General features: G+C 29.4%; 13 protein-coding genes and 1 tRNA gene. 7 read left to right on the top strand and 7 right to left on the bottom strand.

Annotated features, from left to right (window positions below; translation table 11 throughout):
* Positions 1–41: 41 nt before the first annotated feature.
* From HNP99_RS03965 to HNP99_RS03980, 4 genes are all read right to left on the bottom strand, one after another.
* Positions 42–1,952, bottom strand: a complete 1,911-nt coding sequence (locus HNP99_RS03965; RefSeq protein ID WP_173851512.1) for a DUF3857 domain-containing protein — start codon at positions 1,950–1,952, stop codon at positions 42–44.
* Positions 1,949–3,811 (bottom strand): DUF3857 domain-containing protein, encoded by a 1,863-nt coding sequence (locus HNP99_RS03970; protein ID WP_173851514.1) that lies wholly within the window; start codon positions 3,809–3,811, stop codon positions 1,949–1,951. Before HNP99_RS03970 ends, HNP99_RS03965 begins: the two co-directional genes overlap by 4 nt.
* A gap of 268 nt (positions 3,812–4,079) precedes the next feature.
* On the bottom strand, positions 4,080–4,511 hold the full coding sequence (rpiB, locus tag HNP99_RS03975) for a ribose 5-phosphate isomerase B (RefSeq protein ID WP_173851516.1): 432 nt from the start codon (positions 4,509–4,511) through the stop codon (positions 4,080–4,082).
* 693 nt (positions 4,512–5,204) lie between these two features.
* Positions 5,205–5,444, bottom strand: a complete 240-nt coding sequence (locus tag HNP99_RS03980; protein ID WP_173851518.1) for a DUF2007 domain-containing protein — start codon at positions 5,442–5,444, stop codon at positions 5,205–5,207.
* Between the two features lie 123 nt (positions 5,445–5,567).
* Between HNP99_RS03980 and rnr the strand changes: the two genes are divergently transcribed.
* Genes rnr through HNP99_RS03995 form a run of 3 tightly spaced genes read left to right on the top strand, consistent with a single transcriptional unit; the run spans position 5,568 to position 9,153 of the window.
* Positions 5,568–7,757, top strand: a complete 2,190-nt coding sequence (gene rnr, locus HNP99_RS03985) for a ribonuclease R (RefSeq protein WP_173851520.1) — start codon at positions 5,568–5,570, stop codon at positions 7,755–7,757.
* A 6-nt stretch (positions 7,758–7,763) separates the two neighbouring features.
* Positions 7,764–8,432 carry a head GIN domain-containing protein gene (locus HNP99_RS03990; protein WP_173851522.1) on the top strand — a complete coding sequence of 223 codons (669 nt, stop codon included), beginning with the start codon at positions 7,764–7,766 and terminating at the stop codon, positions 8,430–8,432.
* Positions 8,433–8,469: 37 nt separating this feature from the next.
* The gene (locus HNP99_RS03995; protein ID WP_173851524.1) at positions 8,470–9,153 is read left to right on the top strand and encodes a LysE family translocator; all 684 of its coding nucleotides are present in this window, start codon (positions 8,470–8,472) and stop codon (positions 9,151–9,153) included.
* A gap of 533 nt (positions 9,154–9,686) precedes the next feature.
* On the opposite strand, the gene HNP99_RS04000 is transcribed toward HNP99_RS03995, so the two are convergent.
* Together HNP99_RS04000 and folB are read right to left on the bottom strand one after the other, a co-directional pair.
* A tRNA-Cys gene (locus HNP99_RS04000) sits at positions 9,687–9,757 on the bottom strand.
* 125 nt (positions 9,758–9,882) lie between these two features.
* Positions 9,883–10,242: a dihydroneopterin aldolase gene (folB, locus tag HNP99_RS04005; RefSeq protein ID WP_173851526.1), complete on the bottom strand. Its 360-nt coding sequence runs from the start codon at positions 10,240–10,242 to the stop codon at positions 9,883–9,885.
* Between the two features lie 146 nt (positions 10,243–10,388).
* Between folB and HNP99_RS04010 the strand changes: the two genes are divergently transcribed.
* The 4 genes from HNP99_RS04010 to HNP99_RS04025 all read left to right on the top strand — a co-directional run bounded on the left by HNP99_RS04010 (position 10,389) and on the right by HNP99_RS04025 (position 13,758).
* A complete protein-coding gene (locus HNP99_RS04010) occupies positions 10,389–12,491 on the top strand; it encodes a glutamine--tRNA ligase/YqeY domain fusion protein (RefSeq protein ID WP_173851528.1) in 2,103 nt (700 codons plus the stop codon).
* A 290-nt stretch (positions 12,492–12,781) separates the two neighbouring features.
* Positions 12,782–13,111 carry a YtxH domain-containing protein gene (locus HNP99_RS04015; protein WP_173851530.1) on the top strand — a complete coding sequence of 110 codons (330 nt, stop codon included), beginning with the start codon at positions 12,782–12,784 and terminating at the stop codon, positions 13,109–13,111.
* A 38-nt stretch (positions 13,112–13,149) separates the two neighbouring features.
* Positions 13,150–13,497, top strand: a complete 348-nt coding sequence (locus tag HNP99_RS04020; protein ID WP_173851531.1) for a phage holin family protein — start codon at positions 13,150–13,152, stop codon at positions 13,495–13,497.
* A 6-nt stretch (positions 13,498–13,503) separates the two neighbouring features.
* Entirely contained in the window at positions 13,504–13,758 is a 255-nt protein-coding gene (locus tag HNP99_RS04025; RefSeq protein WP_173851533.1) for a DUF6327 family protein, read from the top strand.
* A 28-nt stretch (positions 13,759–13,786) separates the two neighbouring features.
* Here the strand turns inward: HNP99_RS04025 and HNP99_RS04030 are convergent, their stop codons facing one another.
* Positions 13,787–14,785, bottom strand: a complete 999-nt coding sequence (locus HNP99_RS04030) for an SPFH domain-containing protein (RefSeq protein ID WP_173851535.1) — start codon at positions 14,783–14,785, stop codon at positions 13,787–13,789.
* Between the last annotated feature and the right edge of the window lie 88 nt (positions 14,786–14,873).

Consider the following 14,873-nt stretch of genomic DNA (forward strand, 5'->3'; position numbering starts at 1 on the left):
ATGCCATTTTTTTATTTACTTATATTCTAATTCGTTTACTATTATTTTTTTGGTTTTAAAACCAAAACTGCTTTAGAAAAATCGTAGCCTGCATTAATTACATTACGGTATTCTTGGTATTGATCTTTAGGATAATCTATTGCATTATACGATTCTAAAATTGTAACTATCAATTGATTTCCTTGAACAGATACGGTAGATTTAAAAGAACAAATCTTACTTTCATCACCTTTCATTTTTCGATCAATTACTAAATCTTTATAACTTTCTACAACATAGCCAGCTGGTATATTAAATACTATTTTATGCTTGTATGTTTTAGTATAGTCAATTGCTATATCATGTGTTCTTATAGTTTCTTGATATAAATTAGATTGTTTACCTATAACTTTTCCAAGATTAATTAAAACTAGTTTTCCTGCTTTGTCTACTAAACCTTCATTTGCTGAAGCATTTGTAGTTACAATAAATGGCGTGTTGTCTTGATTGTACTTAAATTCTTCATTAGATAGTGTGTAATTGTCTAATTTTAAACCGCTGTCTTCACCAAAAATTCTATTTTGGAAATACTCCTTCAAGTCTTTTTCTTCTTTGTTTTCTTTAAAATAACGAATTCGGTTTCGATCTAATTGTCCTTCATAACCTGAATTTGAATAGGTTTTTTCAATAGTTGCTTCACTTAGATCCTTAGATAAAGTTACGGTACTTATAGTTTCATTTACTGTATAATTAGCTGGAGCTGTTGGAAAATAGAATTGATTAGAAACTACTTTTTCTTTTGGGTCGTAAGCAACACCATGGCTTCCTTGAATTTCATACATTGGGTAACCATAAGATAAATATTTTTCATAAGGAGAAATGAATTTCTTAGTTTCAGGAATATAATACATGAACTCGTGAGTTAAAGGCATTACGTAAAATTCATTATCAACATCACCCATATAACGAGACATACCTACAACTACTTGATAGGGGATTTTTAGTTCTTTGAAAGCAAAAGCATATAAATCAAAAATATCTGATGCTTTCAATTTTTGCTTTCCGTCATTAAGATCTGTTACTTTATTCGCTTTCTCTCCACTCCATACAAAATCAAAATTTTCTTTGATATAATTATCAATTTTAATCATTTTTTCATCGGTAGGAATATCTTTAATGTCTAAATTTTCTATAAACTCTCTAGCTTGATTTTTTTTAAAATATTGAAACTTAGGTTTTGTGTAATAGGCAAGAAAATGCTTTCTCCAGTTATAATTATCATAAGCAGGAGTATAAACAAGATAAATTAGTTTTACTAGATTTTTAATATTTGTTGCATATTTTTCCTCTTTGTATGGGGCAATATTAGTGGCAGTATAAGTGTATATTCTACCTGAAGACGTATAGGTAAAATTTGGTGATTGAAATGTATTTATAATTGCCCCCTCAGCACTATGAGAAAATTGAGCTTCTAAAACGGGAATATCTTTCTGAAAAATTTCTACACCACTAGGATTAGGATTTTCCTTTAGAATAAAATAATACTCCAAAATATCTCCTGCCTCTACTCCTTCAAAAACAATTGATTTTATTTTATCTGATTCGGTTTCAACAATACGTTCTTTTGGTAATACTTGAATTTCACCGTTAGGTTTGATAATACGAGCGTGAAAATCACGTAACGTACGAACTAAACCGTTATCCTCAGCTTTAATTTTGTTATATTTGTTTATCTCTTCGGCTTTATTAATTTTTATAGCAAAATGATTCATTACGAAACTGGCAAATGCATAATTACCTACTCTGGTATGTATCCAGCGCTTGTCTAGCAACACTACTGCTGCTTCATTTTTATACTCTTCAGGAATGGTTTTAAAAACGGGTTTTTCATCCCAAGTATAACTTTTAATTTCTTGACTATTAGCTACAATAGAAATAAGTAGCACCAAAACTGCAATTGCTTTTTTTATCATTTGATGAGTAATATTGATTGGTTATATTGTTTATTTAATTCTTTTATGAAGGTGTTCCATTGATCAAAATCTTTATTTTCTAAAATTATTTTTTTAGTTTGTATTTTTTGACTCACCTTTAAAATTCCTTTTTCTAGTTTGTATTGAAAATCAAAACTGGCAAGATCATTACTCATTTTTTTATTTTCAGGTAGTAATTCTACTTTATAGCCTGCTGGTAATTTAATTTGGTATTGAATATCATACGTTTGAGCGTAATCACTTTCTATAGAAAATTTTCTTTTTTGAGTATCAATATTTGCATCTTTAAAAGGTAAAATAATAATGGGTTTAAATAATAATTTATCATTTAACGTTATCAATCCTTTCTCTAGTTTTAATTGATGTACCGCTTTAGAAGGTAATTCAGAATAGTCATTTTTTATGGTTTCTTTAGGTTCTAATGCAATACGTTTATTATTTGCAGTTATAGCATATTTCCATAATTCAGTAGTTTTTTGATTATAAGCACTAATACTATTTAATAAATCACTTTTAAATAAACCTGAAGTAAGTGTAGTTGCCTCACCAACCAGGTTAGTATCTATGAATTCTAATTGCAAAGCAATTTCGATTTTATTTTTATTAGGATCTACAACACTAATAGTTTCAATTTTAAAATCCTTGTTTCCTTTACCAATTAATGCTTCTTTACCTTGGATCATTGATGAAGGGTATCCAAAAGGGCAAAACTTATCTGTGGCGTCCAGAAAATAACTCTTACCTCCTATTTGTGTATTGACTATCATGTGGTTATCAACCTGTGGTGTAGGCACATCATTATAAGTATATGGTTTTGATCTTGTACCCAACCAAGTTAAGCTTGATTCTAAACCTGCATAATGAAGCATTTGATTCAATAAATTAGCCATATCTTTACAATCCCCATATCGTTTTTCAAAAACTGCAGCAGCATCTCGAGGGACAAAACCATTCATTCCGTTTTCAAACGCTACATAATGAAGGTTATACTGTACCCAATTATAAATAGTTTTTGCTTTATCATAATCATTTTTATCATCTTTGATTAAAGCTAATGTTTTTTCTTTTAGAGCCTTTTCATCCACTTTATTAATGTCTTTTAATAACATGGTATACCAATTATATAAATTTCCGGGTGTACCTAACAATGGAGTTGTAACACCATTATCATTATAAGATTTTATATAATAAATAATATGAGGCATAAAATTACTACTACTTGGCATGTCCTCTTCAGGCTCAAATTCAGGTAAATCTTTAGCTTCCCAGGTGTATACATCTAAATCACCTTCTTTAGTTTTTGTAAAAACAATTTTATCTTGAAAATTTCCAAATAACTTAAATCCTATTTCAATTTTAGAATCACACTTAATTATAAAACTCGATACTTCGGTTTTTAGATAGTTTTGAAAACGAAAAGAAGATAAAAATCGTGGTTCTTTATATTTGTTTTTATAAGAATACTCAATAACCGAATTATCTTCTACATCAGGTAATACAAAATTTTTAAATTTATAATCACTTTTAAAAATATCATCTTGTTTAACATCGTAAGTGCCTATAAAAGCTGAGGATAATTTCTTTTTTTTGCTTTTGCTAACTATAAAAGTAGATCCCTTGATGTCTGATATTTCATTGAAACTATCAAACGGAATCTGGATATTGTATTCTTCAGTATTTTTACTTTTAGCAATCAAGCGGCTTTCATTTACCGATGATTCTATGTCGAAATTTTTATTATAACTTATTACAATTGTTTCGTTACTAGTAATAATTTTAGATTTTTCCTGAGCGTATATCAACGTCGAAAATAATAAAGTAACCGCTAAAAGTCTCATCAATATTTTTTTGCCAAAAATATAAATTTAGTTTTATAAAATGACGCATTAATATTAACAAAATTTAAGGCTTTTATTACAAAGATATTTTTGATATTTTTTTGCTAGAATAGCAATTGAAACAGCAGCAACTAAACGATTTTATATAGAAGATACTTTTAAAAGTTCTAGCATTTAAAACCCAAAAAATTAAATTTTTTAATAAAAAAAACGCGAACAAACTTATAATAAAAGTCTATTCGCGTCTAAATTTAAAATCCAAAATCACTTATTTACAAGCAATCTTATCTACTCTATTTTGATGTCTTCCTCCTTCAAATTTTGTTTCTAAAAAAGTGGTAACAATTTCAACCGCTTGTTCAATTGACGTAAAACGCGCTGGAATACTTACAATATTAGCATCGTTATGTAAACGTGTTAAATAAGCAATTTCTTTTGTCCAGCATAAACCAGCTCTTACTCCTGCGTGTTTGTTTACTGTCATAGCAATTCCGTTACCGCTTCCGCAAATAACAATCCCAAAATCTGCTTTACCTTCAGCTACATCTGTGGCTACAGGATGTCCAAAATCTGGATAATCAACACTATCTGTTGTATCTGTACCGTAATTAGTAACTTGGTACCCTTTGGCGTTAAGCATTTCAACGATTGCTTTTTTATAATTTGGACCTGCGTGATCGTTTCCTATTGAAATTTTCATTGTATATGTATTAAGTTGTGTGGGGCAAATTTACCAAAACAATTTTGTATTTATAAATTTGAATTTATTTATTTGGTAAAAAATAACTTTACTATTCAAACAAAGCGCAAGAAATTTTGTAACTAACACATTAACATTTGTTTAACTAGTTATCAACAATATTAATAAGTATCTAATTAACTGATAATCAGTAGTTAATTATTTTTAAAAGGCTTAAATTTTTCCATTGTTAATAGCGTATGCTAATTGCTTGATATTCAGTTAACGTTATGTTAATACAAATTGTTGATAAGTTGAGAAAGAAAATAAGAACTATTTTTTGGAAGTTTCTAAAAAAACACTAATCCAAAACCCACTTTTAAAAACCTAATTTAGTTTATTGAATTTTTATAAAAGTTATTAATACTTAAAACAGGTTTATCAACATAAAATTTAAAAATACTTATTTACAATTTTAAAGTGTTTTAGTTTATCAACCGTTGTTAATTAAATTGGGATAACAGTTGTAAATAAGCGTTTTAAATCTAAATATAATTGTTAATAACTCCATATAAAAGAGTAAAACTACAATTCAAACCTTTTTCTAATAATTTTATAGCCACTATTAACAAGCTATAATACCCATTAATAAATAATTTAAATTTAATTTTTCTTTTTGTTTAATTATATATGTGTTGACAACTTTCAAAAAAATTAAACAATTCTAAGATTGTTATCGTATTTCATTTCATGAAGAATTGTTTTTACGGTTGTAAAATCATTTGGATGAATTTTAAGTTTTATTCCTCCTAAGGCTGTTGAATACATTGGAGCAAACGAAGACATGATTTCGTTTGCAAAAAAATACTGCAATTCTTCTTGATCTAATCTGTGTTTCAAAATTTCAATTTCATGGATGTAGTCAAAGACTGCAATAGTGATAAATCTTTCCATAGTATTTTTTCTTTTTATAAAGATACAATTATCCTATTGAAAGTTATATTTTGTTTAAAACTCACTGTTATTTTATCATAACTGTTAACTATTTTGTAATTTTCGACCTTTAAGAAAAGATTTATGAGTAAAAGATTAAGAAAGCCGGTAAAGAAAGAGAAAGATTTCTCAGATAAAATTATAAAAATACTATCGCAAAGTGCTAATAAAGCATTCAATTATAAACAAATAGGAGCAAAGCTTGAGCTTGATGATACACAAAGTAGAAATCAAATTATAAAAGATTTAAAAATTCTTGCCGCTCAAGACAAGATTATAGAGAGTGAACCAGGTAAATATTTAATAAAAGCTGCAAGCCAAGATTACTACGAAGGTAAAATTGACATGACAGGACGCAAGACCGCCTATTTTGTATGTGCTGAATTAGAGGAAGATGTGTTTATACCTACCAATAATTTAAACCATGCACTAGACAAGGATATTGTAAAAGTATATGTTTATAACCGCCGTAAAGGAAAACGTCCTGAAGGTGAGGTTATTGAAGTAGTTGAAAGAAATAAAACCGACTTTGTAGGGGTGATTGATATTCAAAAGAATTTTTCTTTTGTATCTACAGCCAACCCAAAAATGTACACCGATATTTTTATTCCAAAGGATAACATTGGTGATGCTGAGCAAGGAGATGTTGTTTTAGTACATATTGAAGATTGGCCTAAAAAAGCCGATAGTCCTTTTGGTAAAGTAATCAAAGTACTTGGGAAACCAGGAGAACATGATACAGAGATTCATGCTATTTTAGCCGAATATGGTTTACCATCTGAATTCCCAATTGAAGTAGAGACTTATGCACAAAAAATAGATACCTCAATTACTGAAAGTGAGATCGCTAATCGTAGAGACATGCGTGATACCCTAACTTTTACTATTGACCCAAAAGATGCAAAAGATTTTGATGATGCCTTGTCATTCAAAAAACTAGAGAATGGTAATTATGAAATAGGAATTCACATTGCCGATGTTTCTTATTATCTTGAAGAAGGAACTATTCTAGACGATGAGGCGTATCAACGTGCAACATCTGTATATCTTGTAGATAGAGTAGTACCCATGTTACCAGAAGTACTTTCTAATTTTGCGTGTTCATTACGTCCACAAGAGGAGAAATATACTTTTTCTGCTGTGTTCGAAATTTCCGAAAAAGCAGAGGTTGTAAACCAATGGTTTGGTCGTACAGTAATTTTCTCTGACCAACGTTTTGCTTATGAAGAAGCACAATACATCATAGAGACAAAAGACGATACTATTCCGGAAGAAACTTCGATAACGGGTAGTTCTTATCAAGTTTCGCCTGAAATTGTCGCAGCGACGCTTAAATTAGATGAGCTAGCTAAAATTTTAAGACGTAAAAGAATGAATGATGGTGCCATCTCATTTGATAAAGTAGAAGTAAAATTCAACTTAAATAAAGACGGTGAACCTGAAGGTGTTTATTTTAAAGTTTCTAAAGATGCTAATCATTTGATTGAGGAATTCATGCTTTTGGCTAATAAAAAAGTAGCTGAATTTATTGGTAAACAAAAGAAGACCTTTATTTATAGAATTCATGATGAACCTAATGAAGACAAACTTTTTGCTATGCAAGCTGTTATATCAAAATTTGGGTATAAAATTGATTTCAAACAAGGGGATGTTTCCAAAGCTTTAAATCAGTTAATGGCTGATGTAAACGGTAAAAAAGAACAAAATTTAATTGATACATTGGCTATTCGCTCCATGAGTAAAGCCAAATATTCAACGGATAATATTGGTCATTATGGATTAGCATTTGACTATTATTCTCATTTTACTTCACCTATTCGTCGTTATCCTGATGTTATGGTACACCGTTTGCTACAGTTTTATTTAGACGGTGGTAAATCAGTAGATGAGGAATTGTATGAAACCAAATGTTTGCATTGTTCAACCATGGAAGGATTAGCAACAAATGCCGAAAGAGATTCGATTAAATACATGCAAGTTAAATACATGCAAGACCATCAAGATCAAGAGTTTTTGGGAGTTATTTCTGGTGTTACCGAGTGGGGAATCTATGTTGAAATCATAGAGAATAAATGTGAAGGTATGGTTCGAATTAGAGATATAAAGGATGACTATTATACTTTTGATGAAAAACAATACGCATTAGTTGGAGCTACTTCTAATCAATTATTACAATTAGGAGACGAAATTTACGTCAAAGTTAAAAACGCTGATTTAGTTAAAAAACAATTAGATTTTAATTTTTTAAGACGTAGTGGAGAATCCGTAAATTAAAAAATTATGAAAAAAGTGTTCATTCTTGCAATCGCGTTTGTCATGCAAACTGCGGTTGCTCAGGTTACTAAAAATTTAGGAGATTTTAATACAGTAAAAGTGTATGATAAACTAAATGTAAAATTAATTGCTGGATCAGAAAACAAAGTGATAATCACTGGTTCTAGAGAACAAGAAGTGGAAGCTGTAAATAATAATGGCGAATTAAAACTAAGAATGCCTTTTCCAAAACTTTTGTCAGGTAATGATATAAAAATTCAGCTGTATTATAAAAAAATTGATGGAGTGGATGCTAATGAAGGAGCTTATGTTTCTAGTGACGATACTTTTGATGCTACGATAATGGATTTGAATGCTAGAGAAGGAGCAGAGATACATTTAATTTTAGATGTTGATAAAGTAAATATTAAGTCGGTTACTGGCGGAATAATTGCTTTAGAAGGAAAAGCAACTAATCAAGAAGTTACGATTATGACAGGTGGTGTTTTAGAATCCAAAAATTTAATTACCAATCAAACCACTATAAGCGTTTCTGCTGGAGGATCTGCCGAAGTTAATGCTAGTGTATTAGTTGATGCAAAAGTCAAAGCAGGAGGGTCTGTATATATTTACGGTAAGCCTAAGCAAATTAATAAAAAGACGGTACTTGGCGGAACAATTGAAGAAAAAAATTAAATTGCATTCTTTTTAGTTATCTAAATTTCAATTATTAATGATTAACGATATTTTATTAGGTATTCCTTGGGGAATTTTTTTAAGTTTCATGATTGGACCTGTATTTTTTATATTACTAGAAACTAGTATTTTAAAAGGATTTAGAGCAGCTTTAGTTTTTGATTTAGGCGTAGTTCTAGGTGATGTATTTTTTATTGCAGTGGCTTATTTAGGAAGTTATAGATTAATCCAAAGTTTACAAGACAAACCGGCATTATTTATTTTTGGAGGTATTTTAATGTTAGCCTATGGTGTGATTTCTTTCTTAAGTTTACGAAAAGAAAAGAAAATAAATACTAACGAAATCGACAAAGAAATAATAAAGAAAAACTACATGAGTCTTTTTATAAAAGGCTTTTTATTGAATGTTATTAACATAGGTGTTTTAGGTTTCTGGATGGCTGTTATTATATCAGTAGGTCCTAAACTAGAAATGGAAAACTCGCGAATGATTACTTTTTTTAGTGCTGTAATTATTACTTATTTGTTGATTGATTGCATTAAAATACTTTTAGCTAAGCAGTTAAAAACTAAGATGACACCAACTAATATACTAAAAACTAAAAAAGGAATTAGTATTGTACTTATGGTTTTCGGATTGGTTTTAATCACTCAGGGATGGTTTCCAAAAGAAAAAGAAATGGTTAAAAAAGCTTTCCAAAAAATAGAAAAACAAGAATAGTATTTAATATATAATAAATTTAAACCGTTCACTTTGAGCGGTTTTTTTATGTTTAAAAATTAATTTTTTTATTTTACATTAAGAAATTAGCAATAATTAAGATTTATAAACCAATTTTTATCATTTGATTTTGTGAATCTTTGCGTTTACTTTGAGAAAGTATGTAACAGTTTTCTTTAAATTTTTTAATTAGTGTTAATTAATTTTTAAGTCAAAAATGTTTATTTTTTATGATTATGTGAGTGTTCTTTGCGGTGGTCAGTTTAACCGTCTTCTATAAATTTAACATAAAAAAACCTTTAAATTTATTTTAAAGCATTGAAGAATATTTAGTTATAGTAAATTATTTGAACCGCAGTTTTTTTATATCTAATTTTTTATAAAAATTAAATATAAAAAAACTTGCAAATTGCTTTGGAGGTTTTATAAGTATCTTATTTGCAGTAAATTATTCGAACCGCAGTTTATCTTTATCTAATTTTTTATAAAAATTAAACATAAAAAAAACCTCCAAATTGCTTTGGAGGTTTTAGAGGCATCGTGCGGATTCGAACCGCAGTAGGAGCTTTTGCAGAGCCCAGCCTAGCCACTCGGCCACGACGCCATAATTGAATGGATGGCAAAAGTACTTAAAATCTTTACTATTTGAAAGGTTATTAAGTACTTTTTTTAAAAATATATAGTATCTCACAGAGAATGAATACTTTAATTTTAGTAATTCGTTTAGTTTTAGCTTCTGTATTCCTCTAATTCTATCGTTACAGCTTCTACATCTCCACCAATAGGTGGGTTTAGTTTAGAAACAGCTAATAAAATTCTTGATACTTCTGGAATATCATTAAATACTCTGGTAATAATTCTATGTCCTACATGCTCTAATAAATGCGAGCGAATTGCCATTTCTTCTTCAACTATGCGGTTAAGTAGTACATAATCTACTGTATCGCTTAATTCATCTGAAACACATGATTTTCTTAAATCTGTTTTTATTTCAAGATCAACGGAATAATCCGATCCTATTTTTCCTTCTTCAATTAAACAACCATGATATGAATAAGTGCGTATGTTTTTAAGTTTTATTGTTCCCATTTGAGCGTAATTATAATTTTGATATTCGTTTATTTGATAAAAGTACGAAGTTTTTTAAATTTTATGTACTTATTCTGAAATAACCAAATCACTGTTTCGTTAATTAACCAACATTTTTGATAACTTTGCTTTTTTAATACAACATGATGTCAACAGAAGAAAAATCACTCCATTTTATAGAACAAATAGTTGAAGAGAACTTATCAAACGGTTTTCCTCAAGATAATTTACGTTTTCGTTTTCCACCAGAGCCTAATGGGTACTTACACATTGGCCATGCCAAGTCAATTTGCTTGCAGTTTGGTTTAGGATTGCGTTACAATGCACCAGTAAACTTACGTTTTGATGATACTAACCCAGCCAAAGAAGAGCAGGAGTATGTTGATGCTATCAAAGAAGATTTGCAATGGTTAGGCTTTCAATGGGCCGAAGAGCGTTATGCTTCTGATTACTTTCAACAATTGTATGATTGGGCTGTTTTAATGATTAAAAAAGGAAAAGCCTATATTGACAGTCAATCGTCTGAAGATATGGCTATTCAAAAAGGAACTCCTACGCAACCTGGTGTTGATGGGCCTTATAGAAACCGCTCTATAGACGAGAATTTAGCTTTATTCGAAGGAATGAAAAATGGTGACTTTCCTGAGGGAAGTCATGTTTTACGTGCTAAAATTGATATGAAATCTACCAATATGTTAATGCGTGATCCTTTGATGTATCGTATTTTACACCGTCATCATCATAGAACGGGTAACGATTGGAAAATCTATCCTATGTATGATTTTGCTCATGGTGAAAGTGATTACATCGAGCAAGTTTCACATTCTATTTGTACGCTTGAATTTGTAATGCACAAAGAGTTGTACAACTGGTTTCTAGATCAAATTTATGATGATAATAAGGTAAGACCACATCAATATGAATTTGCACGTTTGAACTTGAATTATACCGTTATGAGTAAGCGTAAGCTGTTGCAACTGGTTCAAGAAAACATTGTAAATGGTTGGGATGATCCTAGAATGCCTACTATTTCTGGATTAAGAAGAAGAGGGTATACAGCTAATTCTATTCGTAAATTTTGCGAAATCATAGGGGTTGCTAAACGCGAAAATGTTATTGATTATTCTCTTTTAGAATTTTGCTTACGCGAAGATTTAAACAAGACAGCTCCACGAGTTATGGCAGTTTTAGATCCAGTAAAAGTGGTAATTACTAATTATCCAGAAGGAAAAGAAGAATCATTAGAAGCTGAAAATAATCAAGAAGATGAAGCTGCTGGTTATAGACAAGTTCCTTTTTCAAGAGAATTATACATAGAAAGAGAAGACTTTTTAGAAGAAGCTCCAGCTAAATTTTTTAGATTGAGTCTTGGTAATGAAGTGCGTCTTAAAAATGCCTACATTATTAAAGGAGAATCAGTTGTAAAAGATGCTGATGGAAATATTACTGAAATTCATGTTTCTTATGATGAAGATAGTCGTAGCGGAAGTGGGAGTGAAGCAAGCCAACGTAAAGTAGCGGGTACACTTCATTGGGTTTCAATTGCACATGCTGTAAAGGCCGAAGTTCGATTGTACGACCGTTTATTTATTGATGAAGCACCAGACAGTCATAAGGAGAAAAATTTTCTTGACTTTATGAACAAAAACTCTTTGCAAACTGTAGTAGGGTATATGGAACCAAGCCTTGCTGCTGCTAATCCTGAGGATAAATTCCAATTTCAACGCTTGGGTTATTTTAATGTTGATAAAGCATCCACAAGTACTAATTTAGTGTTTAATAAAACGGTAGGATTAAAAGATGCTTGGGAAGAAAAAGGAAAAAAAGAAGCTAATTTATTGATGGCTACACAAAAAGAGATCAATAAATATGTAAAAGAAAAGGATGAAAATGCTGCTCAAAATATCCTTTTAAGCATCATTACAAACATTAAAAGTATTGATAATTACAGTTTAATTAATCAAACTATTGTAAAAAATGTAAAGAATGACAATAATGCTTTGTTATTTGCACAATTGATTTTACAAAATTCTGATAAAATTACCGCTAATGATATTGATGCCGACTCATTAACTAAGTTATTTAATATGTCTTTAAAAAGTCAGTTAGCTGCTGTTAGAATTTTAGGTCTTGAAAATTTAAAATCTGAAAATATTAATTTGAAAGATTTCAAAACTCAAATTCTTGAAATGATAGAAAAAGAGAAAAATGAAAAAGTTTTAGCTTTATTAGATACCATTACATTATAATTTACAATAATAGATTTAATCAATTTAAAGCACCTTTATTAGGGTGCTTTTTTATTATTGTTAAAATCTATAGATATATATTATTACATTGATTTTTTATATTAAAAACAAGCTTCATAGCGAATGATTAAGCTATTTTAAAATTTAAGCTACTAATTAGTATATCTAGTAGTGTTTTCGTTTAATAATGAGCTTTATTTTGATTTTTAGATGAATTTAATTCTTTGTTAGCCTGAAAATGTTAAAATTATTCGTATCTTTAATGTATTATTAATTAAATAAAAAATATTATGTCAAAGAATACAGGTAACACGATTTTAGCGATTTTAACTGGTGCAGCAATTGGAGCTGGTGTAGGAATATTATTTGCTCCGGATAAAGGTTCAAAAACTAGAGTTAAAATTAAAGACGGTTACAAAGACGCACAAAAAGATTTACAAAAAAAATACGATAGTTTATCTGAAGAAGTAAAAACAAAATTTTCATCTGCAAAAGTTGATTTTGAAGGAAGTTATGAAGATCTAGTGTCAAGCATGAGTCATAAAACTGAAGATGTAATTACTTTTCTTGAAAGTAAACTTGCTGAACTGAAAGATAAAAACGCAAAGCTTCAAAAATAATTTAGAAGTTTTAAAATTTGATAATAAACAATTAATGTATGGCTTTTGAAGAATTAAAAGAAAATACGGAACATATTCAAGAACAAGTACAATCTTATATTGATACTAATCTTGCTTACCACAAATTAAGAATATTTAGAGTAGCCATGAAATCAACAACGGCAATTTTAAAGTTTATACTTATTGCCCTGTGTTTTGGTATGGTACTATTATTTTGTTCAATTGCATTAGCGCTTGGTTTGGGAAATATGTTAGATAGTAATGCGTATGGTTTCTTATTGGTAGGGGCTATATATTTAGTTGTTACTCTAATTTTATACTTACTTAAAGATAAAATTATCGAAGGTCCGATATTAACAAAATTCTCTAAAATATTTTTTAACTAATACATTATGGAGATAAAAAAATATACTTCTTACGATCAAATTGATAGTGAATTAGAAATTCTTAAGTTAGAAAAGGAAATTAGCCATCAAAGGTTAGTTTTAACTTTTCAAAAAACCAAAGAAGCATTAAAGCCTAAACATATTGTGAACAGTTTCATAGGATCTTTTAAAAGTGGCTTTACAGGCTCTTATTCACAAATTATAAATATTGTTATTCCATTTGTAGTTAAATGGTACATAAACAAAAAAAGAGGCCGTTAAAGCCTCTTTTTTCTATTTAAATGATAATTTAATCTTCATCATCATTTTCTTGTTCATCTTCATTCAATTCAATTACAGGAGTTTCCTCTTTATAATCTGATTTTGATTTAGACTTTTTTCGATTTCCTTTTTTCATCATTTCACCTACTTGGTTTGATGCACTAAATGAAGCAACCATATTATTCAACATTTCGCTTCCTGCTTGTGGTGAATTTGGTAATAATATCAAGTTAGAGTTTGAATCAGCACCTATAGCTTGTAATGTATCATAATGTTGTGTTACAACAATTAGGGCAGAGGCTTCTTGTGAGTTGATACCCACACGGTTCAATACATCTACACTTTCTACTAATCCTCTAGCAATTTCTCTTCTTTGATCAGCAATACCTTGACCTTGTAATCTTTTGCTTTCTGCTTCCGCTTTTGCTTTAGCTACAATTCTAATTCTAGATGCTTCTGCTTCAAATTCAGCAACTGTTTTTTCTCTATCAGCAGCATTAATTCTATTCATCGCGTTTTTAACTTGAATATCTGGATCAATATCTGTTACTAATGTATTGATAATAGTATAACCGTAAGTAGTCATTGCTTCATTCAATTCTCTTTTTACCGCAATGGCAATATCATCTTTCCTTTCAAATACATCATCTAGTTTTAATTTAGGAACTTCGGCACGTACTACATCAAAAACGTAAGAAGTAATTTGATCATGTGGATATTCTAATTTGTAAAAGGCATCGTAAACTGTTTCTTTAACAACCATAAATTGTACGGATACTTTAAGTTTTACAAAAACATTATCTTTAGTTTTTGTTTCGATAATAACATCTAACTGTTGGATTTTTAGATTTACACGTCCTGCAATTCTATCAATCAACGGAATTTTAAGATGTAATCCAGATTGTCTAATGCTTAAGTATTTTCCAAATCGTTCTATAATTACAGCTGTTTGCTGTCTAACAGTAAAGAAGGAGGAGAATAGAATAAAGAGTCCTAATACAAGAATAATTACTAATGCAGTGTTCATAGTTTTGATATTTAGTTTAAAATTTACTGTTAAATTACGAAATTTCTTTAGTATTCAAATCATTTATTTAGGCTTTCGCCAAAGCGTA

This window comes from Flavobacterium gelidicaeli, assembly GCF_013294005.1.
Taxonomy (GTDB): domain Bacteria; phylum Bacteroidota; class Bacteroidia; order Flavobacteriales; family Flavobacteriaceae; genus Flavobacterium.